Annotated in this window: 17 protein-coding genes; 12 read left to right on the forward strand and 5 right to left on the reverse strand. The window is 62.5% G+C overall.

Annotated elements, in window-relative coordinates:
• Window positions 1-139 precede the first annotated feature (139 nt).
• From gcl to FW789_RS11090, 9 genes are all read left to right on the forward strand, one after another.
• On the forward strand, window positions 140-1,915 hold the full coding sequence (gcl, locus tag FW789_RS11050) for a glyoxylate carboligase (RefSeq protein WP_101317968.1): 1,776 nt from the start codon (window positions 140-142) through the stop codon (window positions 1,913-1,915).
• A gap of 57 nt (window positions 1,916-1,972) precedes the next feature.
• Window positions 1,973-2,755, forward strand: a complete 783-nt coding sequence (gene hyi, locus FW789_RS11055; protein WP_103436688.1) for a hydroxypyruvate isomerase — start codon at window positions 1,973-1,975, stop codon at window positions 2,753-2,755.
• Between the two features lie 54 nt (window positions 2,756-2,809).
• A complete protein-coding gene (locus tag FW789_RS11060) occupies window positions 2,810-3,703 on the forward strand; it encodes a 2-hydroxy-3-oxopropionate reductase (protein WP_101317964.1) in 894 nt (297 codons plus the stop codon).
• A 153-nt stretch (window positions 3,704-3,856) separates the two neighbouring features.
• On the forward strand, window positions 3,857-5,131 hold the full coding sequence (locus tag FW789_RS11065) for a glycerate kinase type-2 family protein (RefSeq protein WP_446431449.1): 1,275 nt from the start codon (window positions 3,857-3,859) through the stop codon (window positions 5,129-5,131).
• Entirely contained in the window at window positions 5,128-6,543 is a 1,416-nt protein-coding gene (gene pyk, locus FW789_RS11070) for a pyruvate kinase (RefSeq protein WP_186698686.1), read from the forward strand. The genes FW789_RS11065 and pyk overlap by 4 nt, the downstream gene beginning before the upstream one ends.
• Window positions 6,544-6,720: 177 nt before the next feature.
• Entirely contained in the window at window positions 6,721-7,599 is an 879-nt protein-coding gene (locus FW789_RS11075) for an urea transporter (protein WP_103436685.1), read from the forward strand.
• Window positions 7,600-7,644: 45 nt separating this feature from the next.
• Window positions 7,645-8,469 (forward strand): ion transporter, encoded by an 825-nt coding sequence (locus tag FW789_RS11080; protein WP_411563549.1) that lies wholly within the window; start codon window positions 7,645-7,647, stop codon window positions 8,467-8,469.
• 93 nt (window positions 8,470-8,562) lie between these two features.
• On the forward strand, window positions 8,563-9,561 hold the full coding sequence (locus FW789_RS11085; RefSeq protein ID WP_446431450.1) for a sulfate ABC transporter substrate-binding protein: 999 nt from the start codon (window positions 8,563-8,565) through the stop codon (window positions 9,559-9,561).
• Between the two features lie 125 nt (window positions 9,562-9,686).
• Window positions 9,687-11,717, forward strand: a complete 2,031-nt coding sequence (locus FW789_RS11090) for a mechanosensitive ion channel domain-containing protein (RefSeq protein ID WP_207072664.1) — start codon at window positions 9,687-9,689, stop codon at window positions 11,715-11,717.
• 42 nt (window positions 11,718-11,759) lie between these two features.
• On the opposite strand, the gene FW789_RS11095 is transcribed toward FW789_RS11090, so the two are convergent.
• Both FW789_RS11095 and FW789_RS11100 read right to left on the reverse strand, forming a co-directional pair.
• Complete coding sequence (locus FW789_RS11095) at window positions 11,760-12,686, reverse strand: class I SAM-dependent methyltransferase (RefSeq protein ID WP_446431451.1); 927 nt, start codon at window positions 12,684-12,686, stop codon at window positions 11,760-11,762.
• Between the two features lie 51 nt (window positions 12,687-12,737).
• Window positions 12,738-13,643: a DMT family transporter gene (locus tag FW789_RS11100; protein ID WP_446431452.1), complete on the reverse strand. Its 906-nt coding sequence runs from the start codon at window positions 13,641-13,643 to the stop codon at window positions 12,738-12,740.
• A 132-nt stretch (window positions 13,644-13,775) separates the two neighbouring features.
• Between FW789_RS11100 and FW789_RS11105 the strand changes: the two genes are divergently transcribed.
• The 3 genes from FW789_RS11105 (at window position 13,776) to FW789_RS11115 (ending at window position 16,964) form a co-directional block, all read left to right on the forward strand.
• A complete protein-coding gene (locus tag FW789_RS11105; protein ID WP_411561981.1) occupies window positions 13,776-14,216 on the forward strand; it encodes an Lrp/AsnC family transcriptional regulator in 441 nt (146 codons plus the stop codon).
• Between the two features lie 470 nt (window positions 14,217-14,686).
• Complete coding sequence (locus FW789_RS11110; RefSeq protein WP_101317944.1) at window positions 14,687-16,219, forward strand: NCS1 family nucleobase:cation symporter-1; 1,533 nt, start codon at window positions 14,687-14,689, stop codon at window positions 16,217-16,219.
• A 16-nt stretch (window positions 16,220-16,235) separates the two neighbouring features.
• Window positions 16,236-16,964 (forward strand): aspartate/glutamate racemase family protein, encoded by a 729-nt coding sequence (locus tag FW789_RS11115; RefSeq protein WP_101317942.1) that lies wholly within the window; start codon window positions 16,236-16,238, stop codon window positions 16,962-16,964.
• A 15-nt stretch (window positions 16,965-16,979) separates the two neighbouring features.
• On the opposite strand, the gene FW789_RS11120 is transcribed toward FW789_RS11115, so the two are convergent.
• The 3 genes from FW789_RS11120 to FW789_RS11130 all read right to left on the reverse strand — a co-directional run bounded on the left by FW789_RS11120 (window position 16,980) and on the right by FW789_RS11130 (window position 18,960).
• Window positions 16,980-17,639, reverse strand: a complete 660-nt coding sequence (locus tag FW789_RS11120) for a histidine phosphatase family protein (protein WP_207072659.1) — start codon at window positions 17,637-17,639, stop codon at window positions 16,980-16,982.
• 164 nt (window positions 17,640-17,803) lie between these two features.
• On the reverse strand, window positions 17,804-18,142 hold the full coding sequence (locus FW789_RS11125) for an FKBP-type peptidyl-prolyl cis-trans isomerase (RefSeq protein WP_101317938.1): 339 nt from the start codon (window positions 18,140-18,142) through the stop codon (window positions 17,804-17,806).
• Between the two features lie 29 nt (window positions 18,143-18,171).
• Entirely contained in the window at window positions 18,172-18,960 is a 789-nt protein-coding gene (locus FW789_RS11130) for a PhzF family phenazine biosynthesis protein (RefSeq protein WP_103436677.1), read from the reverse strand.
• Window positions 18,961-18,969 lie beyond the last annotated feature (9 nt).

The raw sequence follows: 18,969 nt of genomic DNA on the forward strand, positions 1-18,969 counted from the left end.
GACGAAACGCCGTTTTCACGGGCATTCCGACCGAAGCGTTTGCTGCCGACGAAAATGGATTGACCTAGGCCACCGAGCGTGAATACACTCTGGCCAAGAGCAAGTTGTATACAATTACAAAATCGATGAGGCACAACCCATGAGCAAAATGAGAGCAATCGATGCAGCCGTTCTGGTCATGCGCCGGGAAGGTGTAGATACCGCATTCGGCATCCCAGGGGCCGCTATCAACCCGCTGTACTCGGCCCTGAAGAAAGTCGGTGGCATCGATCACGTCCTCGCTCGCCACGTCGAAGGTGCCTCGCACATGGCCGAGGGTTACACCCGCGCCAACCCGGGCAACATCGGCGTGTGCATCGGCACTTCCGGCCCAGCCGGTACCGACATGGTCACTGGTCTGTACAGCGCCGCCGCCGACTCCATCCCGATCCTGTGCATTACCGGCCAGGCCCCGCGTGCCCGTCTGCACAAAGAAGACTTCCAGGCCGTCGACATCACCAGCATCGTCAAGCCGGTGACCAAGTGGGCAACCACCGTGCTCGAGCCAGGCCAGGTCCCTTACGCATTCCAGAAGGCTTTCTTTGAAATGCGCAGCGGCCGTCCAGGCCCGGTACTGATCGACCTGCCGTTCGACGTGCAGATGGCCGAGATCGAATTCGACATCGACGCCTACGAGCCACTGCAGATCAACAAGCCAGGCGCCACCCGCGTGCAAGCGGAAAAAGCCCTGGCCATGCTCAATGACGCCGAGCGCCCATTGCTGGTGGCCGGTGGCGGCATCATCAATGCCGACGCCAGCGACAAGCTGGTCGAGTTCGCCGAACTGACCGGCGTGCCGGTCATCCCGACCCTGATGGGCTGGGGCACCATCCCGGACGATCACCCGCTGATGGTGGGCATGGTCGGCCTGCAGACCTCGCACCGCTACGGCAACGCAACCCTGCTCAAATCGGACATGGTGTTCGGTATCGGTAACCGCTGGGCCAACCGCCACACCGGGTCTGTCGATGTCTATACCGAAGGCCGCAGCTTCGTTCACGTCGACATCGAGCCGACCCAGATCGGCCGCGTGTTCACCCCGGACCTGGGTATCGTTTCCGATGCTGGCAAGGCGCTGGATATGTTCCTGGAAGTGGCCCGCGAGTGGAAAGCCGCCGGCAAGCTCAAGGACCGCAGTGCCTGGTTGGAAGATTGCCAGCAGCGCAAGGCCAGCCTGCAGCGCAAGACCCACTTCGACAACGTGCCGGTCAAGCCGCAGCGCGTCTATGAAGAGATGAACAAGGTATTTGGCAAGGACACCTGCTACATCAGCACCATCGGTCTGTCGCAGATCGCTGGCGCGCAGCTCCTGCACGTGTACAAGCCACGTCACTGGATCAACTGCGGCCAGGCCGGCCCGCTCGGCTGGACCATCCCGGCGGCCCTCGGTGTGGTCAAGGCCGACCCGCAACGCAAGGTCGTCGCGCTTTCTGGTGACTACGACTTCCAGTTCATGATCGAAGAGCTGGCCGTTGGCGCGCAGTTCAATCTGCCCTACGTCCACGTGCTGGTGAACAACGCCTACCTCGGCCTGATCCGTCAGTCTCAGCGTGGCTTCGAGATGGACTACTGTGTACAACTGGCGTTCGAGAACATCAACTCGACCGAAGCCGGCAGCTACGGTGTCGATCACGTTGCAGTCGTCGAAGGTTTGGGTTGCAAGGCCCTGCGCGTATTCGAGCCAGGCGAAATCGCCCCTGCCCTGCTCAAGGCGCAGAAGATGGCCGAAGAGTTCCGCGTACCGGTCGTGGTTGAAATCATTCTCGAGCGCGTCACCAACATTTCCATGGGCACCGAAATCAACGCGGTCAACGAGTTCGAAGACCTCGCGCTGGTGGGCAACGACGCGCCTACCGCTATTTCGCTGCTCGACTGATTGCCTGACGCCCCCGCGCCGGTTGTGCCGGGGGCTTTCATTTGCAAGGAGATCACCATGCCTCGCTTCGCTGCCAACCTGTCCATGCTGTTTACCGAGCAGGACTTTCTGGCCCGCTTCAAGGCCGCCGCAGACGCTGGCTTCAGCGGTGTCGAATACCTCTTCCCGTACGATTTCAGCGCCGCTGAAATCAAGGCGCAATTGGACGCCAATGGCCTGACCCAGGTGTTGTTCAACCTTCCTGCGGGCGATTGGTCGACAGGTGAGCGCGGGATTGCCTGCCACCCCGACCGCGTCGAAGAATTCCGCGCCGGTGTCGACAAGGCCATCGCCTACGCCAAGGTGCTGGGTAATACCCAGATCAACTGCCTGGCGGGCATTCGCCCACAGGGTCTGGAATGCGCCACCGTGCGCAAGACCTTTGTCGACAACCTCAAGTTCGCAGCTGACAAGCTGCAGGCTGCCGGGATCCGCCTGGTCATGGAAATGATCAACACCCGCGACATCCCTGGTTTCTACCTGAACACCACGCAGCAGGCGCTGGACATTCAGACCGAGGTCGCCAGCGCCAACCTGTTCCTGCAGTACGACATCTACCACATGCAGATCATGGAAGGTGACCTGGCCCGCACCATCGAAGCCAACCTGCCGCGGATCAACCACATCCAGCTGGCCGACAACCCTGGCCGCAACGAACCCGGCACCGGTGAGATCAACTACCGCTTCCTGTTCGAGCACCTGGACCGCATCGGCTACAAGGGCTGGGTCGGCGCCGAGTACAAGCCGCTGACCACCACTGAAGCGGGCCTGGGCTGGCTGAAGACGCACAACGCGATCTGATCCGGCTGCGCCTGGTTCATCGAGATTCGACAATTACAAAAGAGGGTATCTCTCATGGCTAAAATCGGTTTTATCGGCACTGGCATCATGGGCAAGCCCATGGCCCAAAACCTGCAAAAAGCAGGTCACAGCCTGTTCGTTTCGACCCATCACGACGCAGCACCGGCTGACCTGATCGCCGCTGGCGCCGTGGCCCTGGCCAATCCAAAGGAAGTGGCTCAGGAAGCTGAATTCATCATCGTCATGGTCCCGGATACCCCGCAGGTCGAAGCTGTCCTGTTCGGTGAAAACGGCGTTGCCGAAGGTGTTGGCCCGAACAAGATCGTCATCGACATGAGCTCGATCTCGCCAACCGCGACCAAAGCCTTTGCCGAGAAAATCAAGGCCACTGGCGCGGCCTACCTGGACGCCCCGGTGTCCGGCGGCGAAGTGGGCGCCAAGGCGGCCACGCTGAGCATCATGGTCGGTGGCTGCCCGAAAGCCTTCGAGCGCACCCTGCCGCTGTTCGAATTGATGGGCAAGAACATCACCCGCGTCGGCGGTAACGGTGACGGCCAGACCGCCAAGGTCGCCAACCAGATCATCGTCGCGCTGAACATCCAGGCAGTTGGCGAGGCGCTGCTGTTCGCTGCCAAGAACGGCGCGGACCCAGCCAAGGTGCGTGAAGCACTCATGGGCGGTTTCGCTTCGTCGAAGATTCTTGAAGTGCATGCCGAGCGCATGATCAAAGGAACCTTCGATCCAGGCTTCCGCATCAACCTGCACCAGAAGGACCTGAACCTGGCCCTGCAAGGCGCCAAGGAGCTGGGCATCAACCTGCCGAACACTTCCAACGCGCAGCAAGTGTTCAGCACTTGCGTAGCACTGGGTGGCGGCAACTGGGACCACTCGGCATTGATCAAGGGCCTGGAGCACATGGCCAATTTCTCTATTCGCGACGAGAAGTGATCTGAATTGATTTGAATCCGGGGGTTTGCGACGCAGCCCCCAGGGGTCTCTGACCCGCAACCGAGCAACACCCGCCCCTGGTTCAGCCTGCACGGAGGTCGTTCCGGGGGCGTTTTTTATTACGCATAACAACAAGAATTTTGGGAGCCTGCCATGTCGGTCGATCCGCAACAATTTCTGCGCGAGCTGTTCGAGACAGCCATCGCCGCCGCCCACCCAAGCCAGGTCCTCGAAGCCTACCTACCCGCCGACCGTAGCGGCCGGGTCATCGTCATCGGCGCCGGCAAGGCCGCCGCAGCCATGGCCGAAGTGGTCGAAAAAGCCTGGCAAGGTGAAGTCTCCGGGCTGGTTGTGACCCGCTATGGGCACGGCGCCAGCTGCCAGAAAATCGAAGTGGTCGAAGCTGCCCATCCTGTTCCCGATGCCGCCGGCCTGGCCGTGGCCAAGCGCGTGCTGGAGCTGGTCAGCAACCTCACTGAAAGCGACCGGGTGATCTGCCTGCTGTCTGGCGGCGGCTCTGCCCTGCTCGCCCTGCCAGCTGCAGGCCTGTCCCTGGCCGACAAGCAACAGATCAACAAGGCCCTGCTCAAGTCAGGCGCGACCATCGGCGAGATGAACTGCGTGCGCAAGCACCTCTCGGCGATCAAGGGCGGCCGCCTGGCCAAGGCCTGCTGGCCGGCCACGCTGTACACCTATGCCATTTCCGATGTGCCCGGCGACCTCGCCACAGTGATCGCCTCCGGCCCGACGGTGGCCGATCCGAGCACGTCGGCGCAAGCGCTGGCGATCCTCAAACGCTACAACATCGAAGCGCCGCAAGCGGTCATCGACTGGCTCAACAACCCGGCTTCGGAAACCGTCAAAGCCGACGACCCGGCCCTGGCCCGCAGCCACTTCCAATTGATCGCCAGCCCCCAGCAGTCGCTGGAGGCGGCAGCCGTGAAAGCCCGCCAGGCCGGCTTCAGCCCGCTGATCCTCGGTGACCTTGAAGGCGAGTCGCGCGAGGTGGCCAAGGTGCATGCCGGCATCGCTCGACAAATCGTCCAGCACGGCCAGCCGCTGAAGGCGCCCTGCGTGATTCTCTCCGGCGGTGAAACCACCGTGACCGTGCGCGGCAATGGCCGTGGCGGGCGCAATGCGGAATTTTTGCTCAGCCTCACCGAAAACCTCAAAGGTCTGCCGGGCGTGTATGCCCTGGCCGGCGACACCGACGGCATCGATGGCTCGGAAGACAATGCCGGCGCGAGCATGGCCCCGGCCAGCTATGCCCGCGCCGCTGCCCTGGGGCTTTCGGCCAGCGATGAGCTGGACAACAACAATGGCTACGGCTACTTCGCCGCGCTCGACGCCCTGATCGTAACCGAGCCGACCCGTACCAACGTCAACGACTTCCGCGCCATTCTGATTCTCGAGACTGCCCAATCATGACGCCTGATAAAAAAGTCAAAATCCTCGCCACCCTCGGCCCTGCCATCAACGGCATCGACGATGTACGCCAGCTGGTCGAAGCCGGGGTGAATATCTTTCGCCTCAACTTCAGCCACGGCGAGCACGCCGACCACGCCCTGCGCTATCAGTGGATCCGCGAAGTCGAGCAACAGCTGAACTACCCGCTGGGCATCCTTATGGACCTGCAAGGACCCAAGCTGCGCGTCGGTCGCTTTGCCGAAGGCAAGATCCAGCTGCAGCGTGGCCAGGCCCTGCGCCTGGACCTGGACAGCACCCCGGGCGACAGCCACCGGGTCAACCTGCCGCACCCGGAAATCATCGCTGCATTGCAGCCAGGCATGGACTTGCTGCTCGACGACGGCAAACTGCGCCTGCGCGTGACTGCCAAGCATGACGACGCCATCGATACCCAAGTGCTGGCCGGCGGCGAGCTGTCCGACCGCAAGGGTGTCAACGTGCCGCAGGCGGTGCTCGAGTTGAGCCCGCTGACCGAGAAAGACCGCCGCGACCTAGCCTTCGGTCTGGAGCTTGGGGTGGACTGGGTGGCGCTGTCGTTCGTGCAGCGCCCTGAGGACATCATCGAAGCGCGCGAGCTGATCGGCGACCGCGCTTACCTCATGGCCAAGATCGAGAAGCCGTCGGCGGTCGACCAGCTGCAGGCCATCGCCGAACTGTCCGACGCAATCATGGTTGCGCGTGGCGATCTGGGCGTGGAAGTCCCCGCCGAGAGCGTGCCGCAGATCCAGAAGCACATCATCAACACCTGTCGCCAGCTCGGCCGCCCGGTGGTGGTGGCAACGCAGATGCTCGAGTCGATGCGCTTCTCGCCTGCGCCAACCCGCGCCGAAGTCACCGACGTCGCCAACGCGGTCGCCGAAGGCGCCGATGCGGTGATGCTGTCGGCCGAAACCGCCTCCGGCGACTACCCACTGGAAGCCGTGCAGATGATGAGCAAGATCATCCGCCAGGTCGAAAACGGTCCGGATTACCAGGCACAGCTCGACGTAGGCCGGCCAAAAGCCGAGGCCACCACCTCGGATGCGATCAGCTGCGCAATCCGCCGTATCAGCGGCATTCTGCCGGTGGCGGTGCTGGTCAACTACAGCGAGTCCGGGGCCTCGACCCTGCGCGCCGCGCGCGAACGGCCACGGGCACCGATCCTCAACCTGACGCCGAATCTGGTGACGGCGCGCCGCCTGAGCGTGACCTGGGGCGTGCACTCGGTGGTCAACGACCGCCTGCGCCAGGTCGACGAAATCTGCTCGACCGCGCTGGAAATTGCCCAGGCGCAAGGCATGGCCAGCATCGGCGATACGCTGCTGATCACCGCCGGTGTGCCGTTTGGCAAGCCGGGCACGACCAACACGCTGCGCATCGAGACTTTGATCTAGGACCGTATTGGGCTGCTTTGCAGCCTTCGTGGCGGTCCGGCGTCCCGGCAAGCCCGCTCCCACACAAAACCCTGTGGGAGCGGGTTCACCCGCGAAGGCCGCAGAGCGGCCCAAAAGACCAACCGCGGAACCGAGGCCCAAAGAGGCCCACCGCCAACTTCAACCTACTGACTGCCCATGTACACACAAAATTTCGTCACCCCGTGCCCCGATTGGGCCACGGCGCTTCTCAACGGCTTCAGCCAGGTGCTGCTGCAGCGTAGCCCGCTGTGCGGCCTGTGTTGTTTGCTCGCCATCCTCCTGACCGCCCCGCAGTTGGTCGGTGGTGCCCTGCTGGGCGCGCTGGCAGGGTTGCTCACGGCGCAGCGGCGCGGCTACGACCGGGCTGATCGCCAGGCCGGCCTGTACAGCTACAACGGCGTGCTGATCGGCATCCTGTTCAGCGCAGTGTTGCCATGGTCAGTGATTCTGCCGCCGCTGATCATCGCCGCCAGTGGCCTGTCGAGCATCCTCGTCCATCAATGGCGCAAACGCGGCGCCTGCCTGCTGCCGGCCTATACCGCACCGTTCGTGCTGCTCGGCTGGGCCGCGCTATTGGCAGCGCAACCGTCTGCCGCCGGCACAGCGGTCAGTGCCGAGCCTCTGCAGGCACTGGCGCGTGGCCTGGGCCAGGTGTTTCTGCTGGAGCAGCCGCTGGCGGGGCTGCTGATTGCCATCGGTTTGTTCCTTTCCAATCGCAGCGCTGCACTCTGGGCCTTGTTCGGCTCAGGCCTGGGCGCCTGCGTTGCGCTGCTCATGGGCGATGTCCACAGCGCCGGGATGGGCTTGCTCGGTTTCAATGCCGCGCTGGCGGCACTGGCCTTTTGCGGCCAGCGCGAACGGCCGTGGCTGCCGCTGCTGGCGATCATCCTGGCCATCGCCTTGCAACCGCTGTTCAACCTGCTGCCGGTGGCCGCCTTGACCGCGCCGTTTGTGGCCGCCTGCTGGTTGCTGCACCTGGGCAGCCGCCTGCCGCGCGGGCTGGCGGGCGGTAAACCGCGCCGCTTGCACAGCTGAGGGGCAAGCCCTAGGCTCTGCCCATTGCATAATGGAACGCGCCCCATGAACTCCCCGGCGAGCCTGCGCGAGCGGCTCTACATTCTGGTTTTTCAATCCGACACCACCGCTGGCAGACGCTTCGACAAGGCCCTGCTGCTGATCATTCTGGCCAGCCTGGTGGTGGTGATCCTCGACAGTATCGATGAGGTTCACCAGAACTATTCAGGCCTGCTCGCCGCCATCGAGTGGGGCTTTACGGCGATCTTTCTCGCTGAATACCTGACCCGCCTGTACTGCTCGCCCAAGCCGCTGCGCTATGCCTTCAGCTTCTACGGCCTGGTCGATCTGCTGGCCATCGTGCCGGGCATCATCGCCTTGTATTACAGCGACGCTCAGTACCTGCTGATCATCCGCGTGATCCGCATGCTGCGGATTTTCCGCGTGCTCAAGTTGAGTCCGTACCTCAAGCAGGCCAACTACCTGATGAGCGCGCTGCGCGGCAGCAAGCAGAAGATCATCGTGTTTCTGGTCAGCGTATCGACTCTGGTGACCGTGTTCGGCACCTTGATGTACGTGGTCGAAGGGCCCGAGCATGGCTTCACCAGCATCCCCAAAGGCATCTACTGGGCGATCGTCACCCTGACCACCGTGGGCTTTGGCGATATCGTGCCGAAGACGCCGCTAGGCCAGGTGCTGTCGTCACTGGTGATGATCACCGGTTACTCGATCATCGCCGTGCCAACCGGCATCTTCACCGCTGAACTGGCCAACGCCATGCGCGGGGAACAACTCCAGCACGACTGCCCGACCTGCCGTAAAAACAGCCATGAGCACGGCGCTGCGTTCTGCTCGCGCTGCGGCAATGCGCTGTTCCCCAAGAAGGAATAACCAAAGCGTATTTCGTTCTTTAAACGCTTGGGAAACACCCGCTATAGTCGCAGGCACTCTGCCATTAACTGTTTCAAGAACAAGGATCGCGTCGTGAAAAAACTGTTTACCGCCTCGCTGCTCGCCGCAGGCTTGACCCTGGGCAATCTGGCCCAGGCCGCGCCGACGCTGCTCAACGTTTCCTATGACGTGATGCGCGATTTCTACAAGGACTACAACGCCGCCTTCCAGAAGCACTGGGAAGCCGAGCACAAAGAGAAGATCAACCTGCAGATGTCCTTCGGCGGTTCGAGCAAGCAAGCGCGCTCGGTGATCGATGGCCTGCCGGCTGACGTCATCACCATGAACATGGCGACCGACATCAATGCCCTGGTCGACAACGGCAAGCTGGTCCCGGACAACTGGGTCACGCGCCTGCCGAACAACAGCGCGCCGTTCACCTCGGCCACCGTGTTCATCGTGCGCAAGGGCAACCCGAAAGCGCTGAAAGACTGGCCTGACCTGCTCAAGGACGGCGTCCAGGTGATCGTGCCCAACCCCAAGACCTCCGGTAACGGCCGTTACACCTACCTCTCGGCCTGGGGCTACGTGCTGAAAAACGGCGGCGACGAAAACAAGGCCAAGGACTTTGTCGGCAAGCTGTTCAAGCAGGCGCCAGTGCTCGACACCGGTGGCCGGGCGGCTACCACCACGTTCATGACCAACCAGATGGGCGACGTGCTGGTCACCTTTGAAAACGAAGCTGAGATGATCGCTCGCGAATTCGGTCGCGATCAGTTCGAAGTGGTCTACCCAAGCGTATCGGCCGAAGCCGAGCCGCCGGTCACCGTGGTTGACAAGGTGGTCGACAAGAAGGGCACCCGCGCCGCCGCCGAAGAATACCTGAAGTACCTGTGGTCGCCACAAGGCCAGGAAATCGCTGCCAACAACTACCTGCGCCCGCGTGATCCAGCGATACTGGCCAAGTACACCGACCGCTTCCCGAAAGTCGACTTCCTCTCGGTAGAGAAGACCTTTGGTGACTGGCGCACCGTGCAGAAGACCCACTTCAACGACGGTGGCGTTTTCGACCAGATCTACACCGGCCAGTGATCGACTGACCCTTGCCAGAGCAGTCCGGGCCAGGCCATGGCCCGGATTGCTTCGAACTTCCCTCGCCTTCGGCAATCAGTTCCTTGAGTAACCCCCACGCCCGCCACGGCCCAAGGAGTACTCCAGTGCTGCGCTTGCTAACCCCGCTACTTCTCAGCCTGTTGCTGAGCACCCCACTCTACGCAGCTGACCCCGCGCCTGCCGAAGCTCCCGCCGAAGAACCTGCTCCGGTGTTGCAGGGTGGCTTGCTGGGTGCCCTGGCCGATGGCCTCGACAGTGCAGCCAAAGACCTCGACCTCGATGCCCATGTGCTGGACACCTGGCGCCTGCGCACCGACCGCGCCAGCAAAGAGGTGGAGCGCCTGGTCGACCGCCACTCGGGTCGCGACGGCCTGCAACTGATCGGCAATTTTGTCTTGCTGACGGTAGCCTGGGCCGCCAGCTTCTCGCTGCTCAGCCTGCTCGGCCGCTGGCTCGCCGCCCGCTGCGCGCGCACCGCGCTGCTGCAACGGCGCAAGCGCCTGCGTGGCTTGCTGGGGTACTTGCTGCCCTATACCTTGCCGGCCCTCGTGAGCTTGCCGCTGACGCTGTACGCCAGCCGCTTTCTCGACCCGTCGATTGCCCGCGCACTCGGCCTGAGCCTGGCCTACGCGACCAGCAGCGGCCTGTTCTCGACTTCGATCATCCTGTGCCTGATCACCCTGTTCGATGCAGGCCACAAACGCCCTGCCGTCGCCGTCATCAGGCAGATGGCACCGCGTGCGTTATTCATGATCGGCTTTCTCGCCGCCTGGAGTGACGCGCTGACCAGCCCGCAGATCGCTCGCCAGGTTGGCGGCAATATCACCGCCAGCATCGCCGTGATCACCGGCCTGTTCGCCACCTTCATCTTCGCCAGCCTGGTCCTGCGGTTGCGCCGGCCGGTGGGTCACCTGATCCGCAACCGCGACCTGCACGACCGCCTGCATCACCGTGCGGTGCAGGAGACTCTGCGGATCTTCTCCAAGCTGTGGTATCTGCCGATCCTGATGATGATTCTGGTCTCGGCGATCAACCTGATCGGTGCCGGTGAAGAGAGCCAGAAAGCCCTGCAGAATGCCCTGCTGACCACCGTGCTGCTGGTGGCCACGCTGTTCCTCAGCACCCTGCTGCAACACCTGCTGGCGTCACGCAAGGTTGATACGCAGCAGAAGATCCGCCCCTACAAGGAGCTGCTACGCAGCCTCGCCCATGCGCTGTTGCGCATCGCCATGGCGATTACCTTTATCGAGCTGCTCGGGCGCATCTGGGGTTTCTCGGTGATCGACTTCGCCCTGAGCAACCGCCTCGGCCAGGCCATCAGTAACTCGCTTTCAAGTATCGGCCTGATCCTGCTGGTGACCTGGCTGCTGTGGGTGGTGCTCGACACCGCCATTCAAGAGGCGCTGAAGCCACCCGTCGGCAAGCGCAGCTCGCGCCAGCCCAGCACTCGCGTGCGCACCATCCTGCCGATGCTGCGTAATGCGGTGAAAGTGATCCTGGTAGTGATCTGCACCATCACCACCATGGCCAATCTGGGCATCAACGTTGCGCCGCTGCTGGCCGGTGCCGGGGTAATTGGCCTGGCCATCGGCTTTGGTTCGCAGCAGTTGGTGCAGGATGTGATCACCGGGCTGTTCATCCTGATCGAAGACACCATCTCGATCGGTGACTGGGTGGTGCTCGACTCCGGCCACGCCGGCACGGTCGAGAGCCTGACCATCCGCACCCTGCGCCTGCGCGACGGCAAGGGCTTCGTCCACTCGGTGCCGTTTGGCCAGATCAAGGCGGTTACCAACCAGTCGCGGCAGTTTGCCTATGCGTTCTTCTCGGTGCAGTTCACCTACGACAGTGACGTCGATCAGTCGCTGGCGTTGATTCACGAAGTGGGCAAGTCGATCAGCGAAGACCCACTGCTGCGGATCAACCTGCAAGGGCCGCTGCAGGTGTTCGGCGTCGACCGCATGGACCTTAACGGGTTTGTTCTGACCGCGCAGTTCCGGACCATTTCCGGTGGCCAGTATGCGGTCAGCCGGGCCTTCAACGAACGCCTGAAAAAGCGCGTCGATCAAACCGACAACGTCGCTTTCGCTCAAGTCTACCCGATGCCCGCCCAGGCCCGCGCATTGCCTGCCTGAACCCTGCCAAGCACTGTCGCCCTCGCTGTCGAGGGCGGCAGCTCATACTTGGCGGAACACCAGCGCCTTCAAGCCACCCTCAGGATCAGCATCGGGAAACTCCGGTGGATTCTGCAGACGCTCGATGAACTGCAAGCCCGGCGCCTGTTCAGCCATGCCCTGGATCAGGAAGTCCGCGCCGATCGCCGGGTCGTTGACACACGCCAGCACCGTGCCGCCTGCGCTCAGTAGCTCGGGCAAGCGGCGCAGGATTTTCGCGTAGTCCTGGGTCAGCACAAAGCTGCCACGCTGGAACGTCGGCGGGTCGATGATGATCAGGTCATACGGCCCGTACTTGCGCACCTTGCCCCATGACTTGAACAGCTCATGGCCCAGAAACGCCACCTGGCCCACATCATGGCCATTGAGCCGATGGTTCTCGCGCCCGCGCGACAGCGCCGACTTGGCCATGTCCAGATTGACCACCTGAGCAGCGCCGTTGGCGATTGCCGCCACCGAGAAACCGCAGGTATAGGCGAACAGATTGAGTACCCGCCTGCCAGCGGCGTGCTCACGCACCCAGCGCCGGCCATAGCGCATGTCCAGAAACAGACCGTTGTTCTGGCGCACGCCCAGATCGAGCAGGTAGGTCAGGCCGTCTTCGACCACCTCACGCTGCTGCACCGGCTCGCCGAGCAACCACTGGCCGGGGCTGTCGGGCAGGTAACGGTGCTGAATCAGAATCGCCTCGCCAGTCCACAACGGGCGCTCGGCCAGTGCCCGCAGCATCGCCTCGAGCTCAGCCAGCTGGCCCTCGGGTGGCTCGCGGAACAACGCCACCAGCAACACACCCTGCAGCCAATCGACCGTGATCTGCTCAAGCCCTGCCCAGCAGCGGCCACGGCCATGGAACAGGCGCCGGGTTTCCAACGGAGCAGGGTCGAGAGCGGTGAGCAGGTGCTGCTCGAGGGTATCAATCACGGAGGTCATGGGCGCGTCGCTGAGGATCAAAAGAGGGCATTCTACCCGCTTCAACTGCGCTCAGTCGCATGGGCTTGGCGCCGCTTTGACCGGGGCGCGAAACCACCAGCCTTGTTGCATGCCGGCAGCGGCCAGCAGAATCAACGCCACCCCCAGCCACTGCAACGGCGCCAGCCGATGGCCGAAGGCGAACCAGTCGACCAGGATCGCCGCAATCGGGTAGATGAACGACAGCGCGCCGGTCAATGCAGTCGGCAGACGCTGGATCGCGCTGTACAGCAGCACATACATCAGCCCGGTATGGACGATGCCCAAGGTCAGCAAACTGGCCAGCGCCGGCAGTTCAGCGGGCAACCCACCAAGCTTGATCCACGGCGCCAACAGGACGATGCCGGTGCTGACCTGGATCAGCGCGATCAAGTGCGGCGGCGTACCGCTCAGGCGCTTGATGATCAACGCCGCAACCGCATACAGCAACGCCGCCCCAAGGGCCAGGGCAATCCCCAGCAGATAGTCGCTGCCACTGCTCTGGCCGTTGCCATGGGCACTGACGATGGCCAGCATGCCGACGAACGCCACCCCCAGCCAGCTCAGTTTGGCCAGGGTGATCTTCTCGCCGAGAAACACCGCCGCCAGGCCGACCAACAGAAACGGCTGCACGTTGTATACCGCAGTACCGATGGCAATCGACGCCCGCGAATACGAGGCGAACAGCAGCACCCAGTTACCGACGATGGCCACCCCGCTGACAATCGCCAGCAACACGGCGCCGCGGCTGATCACGCCGGACTTGAGCAGGCCCAGGCTCGCGCAGATCACCAGTAACGTCCCCGCGCCGAACACACAGCGCCAGAACACCACCTCCAGCACCGGTTGCCCGGACACCAGCACGAACCAGCCAATCGTCCCGGAAATAAGCATGGCAACGATCATTTCCAGCGAACCACGGCGTATTGAACTGTCCATCGGCCACCTCCGTTGATGATGGCAACAGTATGACGAGGGCTGGCTGCCGCCTTCCAGCGGATAACCAAGGCAAAACTCGCCATTCACCTTTACGATCAAGGCAAATCAGACGCTTTGCCTAACGAGGTACTTATGACCGATGCCATCGACCAACTGCTGATCACCGCCCTGATGGAGGATTCGCGCCGCTCACTCAAGGCGCTGGCACAGTTCAGCGGGCTTTCGGCGCCCAGCGTCAGCGAGCGGCTGCGCCGGCTGGAAGAGCGCGGCGTGTTGCGCGGTTACACCGTCGAGATCGACCCGCGCTGTTTCGGCTATCAGTTGCAGGCGATTGTGCGCATCCGCCCGCTGCCCGGCCAACTGCAGGAAGTCGAGCGCCAGATCATCGCGATTGCCGAGTTCACCGAGTGCGACAAGGTGACCGGCGAGGACTGCTTTATCGCCCGCCTGCATGTGCGCTCGATGGAGCAACTGGACAGCTTGCTAGACCGCATCAATGTCCTGGCCGAAACCAACACCGCGATCATCAAGAAGAGCCCGGTGAAACGCCGCCTGCCGCCGATGGCCGAGTGAGCGGCTTTCCTACAGACCGGCACGGCCAGATTGTGCTGCTTATTTTTTGTACACAGGATTGTCACCTAAGGTGCCATTTTTGTGTGCACTTCTGGGAAGCACAGCACCAAGACGTTACACGCGCGGCACTAGATAATTTGACCGTTTGATCAGCAAAGTAAGTTGGTAAAAAATTTAACTTGTTCAATCAGTCAATTTATAAGCAAATTAATTCAGTAAGTTAGAGAGTTAGATAAAGAGTTCACGGAACAGTCAATTGTGAACTTGCACACCCGATGGCATGGAACTGGCTTTGCTGTGCTTGTGTTTTGTATACAACTTGAACAAAACCTAAATACACAACAACGCGCAGCGCCTGCCCCAAGCAGGCCGCAGCCTCCAGAACCCAGTGATGCCAAGGTTCAGCCGTGACAAGACGAGACCGTGCACCCTCGCCCTTCACTGCAACCTGCGCATCAGGAGCCGCCGGAATGAGTAGCAGCCTCGACCTTGCCCCTGAACTATCCGTCGCCAGCACAGCCCAGCCATCAACCTTGACCGGCGCATCGCCGGCCCTCGAACTCAGCCCGCGCCTGCACAACCGCGACCTCGCGCCGACCCGTCTCGAGGGGCGACGCTGGGGCGGTTACAGCATCTTCGCGCTGTGGACCAACGATGTGCACAACATCGCCAACTACTCCTTCGCCATGGGCCTGTTCGCGCTCGGCCTGGGTGGCTGGCAGATTCTCCTGTCGCTGGCGATCGGCGCAGTGCTGGTGTACTTCTTCATGAACCTGTCGGGCTACATGGGGCAGAAGACGGGTGTGCCCTTTCCGGTCATCAGCCGCATCGCCTTCGGCATCCACGGCGCACAGTTGCCGGCATTGATTCGCGCCGTGATCGCCATCGCCTGGTTCGGTATCCAGACCTATCTCGCCTCGGTGGTACTGCGGGTATTGCTCACCGCCATCTGGCCGCAGGTGGCCGCTTACGATCAAGACAGCATCCTTGGCCTGTCGAGCCTGGGCTGGGTGTGCTTCGTCGCGATCTGGCTGGTGCAGCTGGTGATCCTTGCCTACGGCATGGAAATGGTGCGCCGCTATGAAGGCTTCGCCGGCCCAGTGATTCTGCTGACAGTCGCGAGCCTGGCCGGTTGGATGTACTTCCAGGCCGACACGCGCATCGCCTGGTCGGTGGCCGAGCCGCTGACCGGATACGAAATGTGGCGCAATATCTTTGCCGGTGGCGCCTTGTGGCTGGCGATCTACGGCACCTTGGTGCTGAACTTCTGCGACTTCGCCCGCTCCTCGCCGTGCCGCAAGACCATCCGCGTCGGCAACTTCTGGGGCCTGCCGGTGAACATTCTGGTGTTCGCGGTGATCACCGTGGTGCTCAGCGGTGCGCAGTTCAAGATCAACGGCCACATCATCGACAGCCCCACCCAGATCGTTGCGACCATCCCTAATACGCTGTTCCTGGTACTCGGTTGCCTGGCGTTCCTGATTGTCACCGTGGCGGTGAATATCATGGCCAACTTCGTCGCCCCGGCATTTGTCCTGAGCAACCTCGCCCCGCGCCACCTGAACTTCCGCCGCGCCGGCCTGATCAGCGCCACGCTGGCGGTACTGATCCTGCCGTGGAACCTCTACAACAGCCCACTGGTGATCGTCTACTTCCTGTCCGGCCTGGGCGCGCTGCTCGGCCCGCTGTACGGGGTGATCATGGCCGACTACTGGTTGCTGCGCAAAGGCCAGATCAACGTGCCTGAGCTGTACAGCGAGAACCCGGCTGGCGCCTATCACTACACCCGCGGTATCAACTGGCGGGCGATGGCGGCCTTCGCACCGGCGGCGCTGCTGGCCATCATCCTTGCGCTGGTACCCAACTTCCACGGCGTGGCGCCGTTCTCCTGGCTGATCGGTGCCGGTATCGCGGCTGCGCTGTACCTGCTGATTGCTCCGCGCAATCGCCAATACCACGACGTCAGCGGCGAGTGCATCGCCGTCGACCACAGCAGCCATTGATCAAGGAAGAATCTGCATGCGCATTCTTATCGTCAACGTCAACACTACCGCAGCCATCACCGAGGCTATTGCCGAGCAGGCCCGCAGCGTCGCCGCGCCAGGCACCGAGATCGTCGGCCTGACGCCGTACTTTGGCGCCGAGTCGGTGGAGGGCAATTTCGAAAGTTATCTGGCGGCCATCGCCGTGATGGACCGCGTGCTGGCTTACGACCAGCCCTATGATGCGGTGATCCAGGCAGGCTACGGCGAGCATGGCCGCGAGGGGCTGCAGGAGTTGCTCGATGTGCCGGTAGTAGACATTACCGACGCCGCCGCCAGCACCGCCATGTACCTCGGCCACGCCTACTCGGTGGTAACCACCCTGGACCGCACCGTACCGCTGATCGAAGATCGCCTGAAACTCTCCGGGCTGTATGACCGCTGCGCCTCGGTGCGCGCCAGCGGCCTGGCGGTGCTGGAGCTTGAAGAGAACCCGCAACGGGCGGTGGACGCCATCGTCGAACAGGCCGAGCGCGCTGTGCGCGAAGACAAAGCCGAGGTGATCTGCCTCGGTTGCGGCGGCATGGCCGGCCTCGACGAGCAGATTCGCCAGCGCACCGGGGTGCCGGTGGTGGATGGTGTCAGCGCCGCGGTAACCATTGCCGAGTCGCTGGTGCGGCTTGGCCTGAGTACCTCCAAGGTACGCACCTACGCTACGCCGCGGGTGAAAAAGGTCGTCGGCTGGCCAATGCGCCTGGGCCGCTGATCATCCCTGCCCGGCTCAGGTCGGGCAGGCCTTGTTGCCACCATCCAGACCCTGACGCACGTTACGGCTGAGCATGCTCGCCTTGCCGTCGTGCCAGGTCAGGGTAATCACATACAGACTGTCGAAATCCTCGTTGTTCCAGTCCTCGGTGATGACTCGCTCGTCACCGAGGGCCTTGCCGGCCACGGCATTGATCAGATCAGGCAGGTAGCCGTGCGACCAGGCGGTGTATACGGTGGCGTTGCGGTACTTGTCGGTCAGCAACTCGTCGGCCAACTCGTCGTAGTCATTGGCGCCGAAGTCGATATTGACCGGCAGACCCAGACGAATGGCACTGGGGCTGATGGTCATCAGCGGGCGAATGTAGCTGTAGCGCTGGTCCTGGCTACCCTCTTCGACGTGCCGCGAGGGGTTGGCAGCGAAGACATAATCGGCATCGCCGAAACGCTCCGGCAGCACACTGGCCAACTCGATGGCCCGATTCAGACCCTGGCAATTCAGCTGGCCAAGACCTTCGCCAGGCTTCTCTGCGTGGCGCAGAAATACCAGAGTCTGGGTGCCATCGACTGGCTCTTCATGGTTGTGCACCACGGCATAGGTCAGGGGCACCAGGACTGCCGCAAACGCAGTGGCGAGGTAGAGATGGCGGCGTCGCAAGGACTGCAGCAACTTCATGGCGATGGACTCATCCGGCAAAAGAAGGAAGGCGTCCGTGCCTGCATTTCGTGATCATCTACACAGGCTGGCGAGCCAGCCGTGCATACGGGATCATCTTGACCTAGAAATGTGAACGAAATTCATTCGCCGGGGCAAACTTGCCGGGTGAAGTTGTTACAGTTTCAGTCGTCGCGGGTCAGCACTTCGAGCAATTCGATCTCGAAAGTCAGGTCGGAATTGACCGGAATCGCGCCGACGCTGCGCTCGCCGTAGGCCAGGTGCGCCGGCACCTGCAGCTTGCGCTTGCCGCCGACACGCATGCCCATCAAACCCTGATCCCAACCCTTGATCACACGGCCGCTGCCGATCACGCACTGGAACGGCTTACCGCGCGACCAGGACGAATCAAACTCGCTGCCATCGGCCAGCCAGCCGGTGTACTGGGTGGTGATCAATGCGCCCTTGACCACAGCCTTGCCGTCGCCTTCGAGCAGGTCGGTGATCTGTAATTCGTTGTTCATGAAGCTCCTTGGGATAGCTGCCGCTGCACTCAGATGAACACGCTGCCCTTGAGGTACAGCGCGCCGTGGCCGCTGATGATAACCCGGCCGTTGCCCAGCACCTCACAGTGCAACTGGCCTTTGCGCGCACCGCCCTGCTCGCAGCGCAGGCTGCTTTGGTCCAGACGCTGCGCCCAGTACGGTGCCAGCGAAGTGTGCGCCGACCCGGTCACCGGATCTTCGTTGACGCCCACCCGAGGGCCGAACCAGCGGGTAACGAAGTCAAAACCGCGGCCCGGCGCAGTCACCGCAATACCGCGCACATCGAAGGCTGCCAACGCGGCGAAGTCCGGGCGCAGGGTCTCGATCAACGACACGTCGTCAATCGCCACCAGGTAGTCATCGCTGCGGTACACCTCACGCGCGCTGTCCAGACCGAGCGCCTCCAGCAAGCCTGGCGGGGTCGTTACCGGCTGCGGCTGCTTGGCCGGAAAGTCCATTTCCAGCATGCCGTCAGTGCCACGGCTGACCCGCAGCTCGCCGCTGCGGGTACTGAAGCGCAGCACCTCAGTCTGCTCGCCAAGTTGCTCGAACAACACCCAGGCCGAGGCCAGGGTGGCGTGCCCGCACAGGTCGACTTCCACCGCCGGGGTAAACCACCGCAGCTGGTAGCCGGCGCCTTGCTTGACGAAGTAGGCAGTCTCGGAAAGGTTGTTCTCTTCGGCGATGCGCTGCAGTGTGGCATCGTCCAGCCACTGCTCCAGCGGGATCACGGCTGCCGCGTTACCGCCGAAAGGTTTGCTGGAAAAAGCGTCTACCTGAAAGATCTCGAGTTGCATGCAATAAGC

Source organism: Pseudomonas sp. 1121_17 (assembly GCF_052850745.1).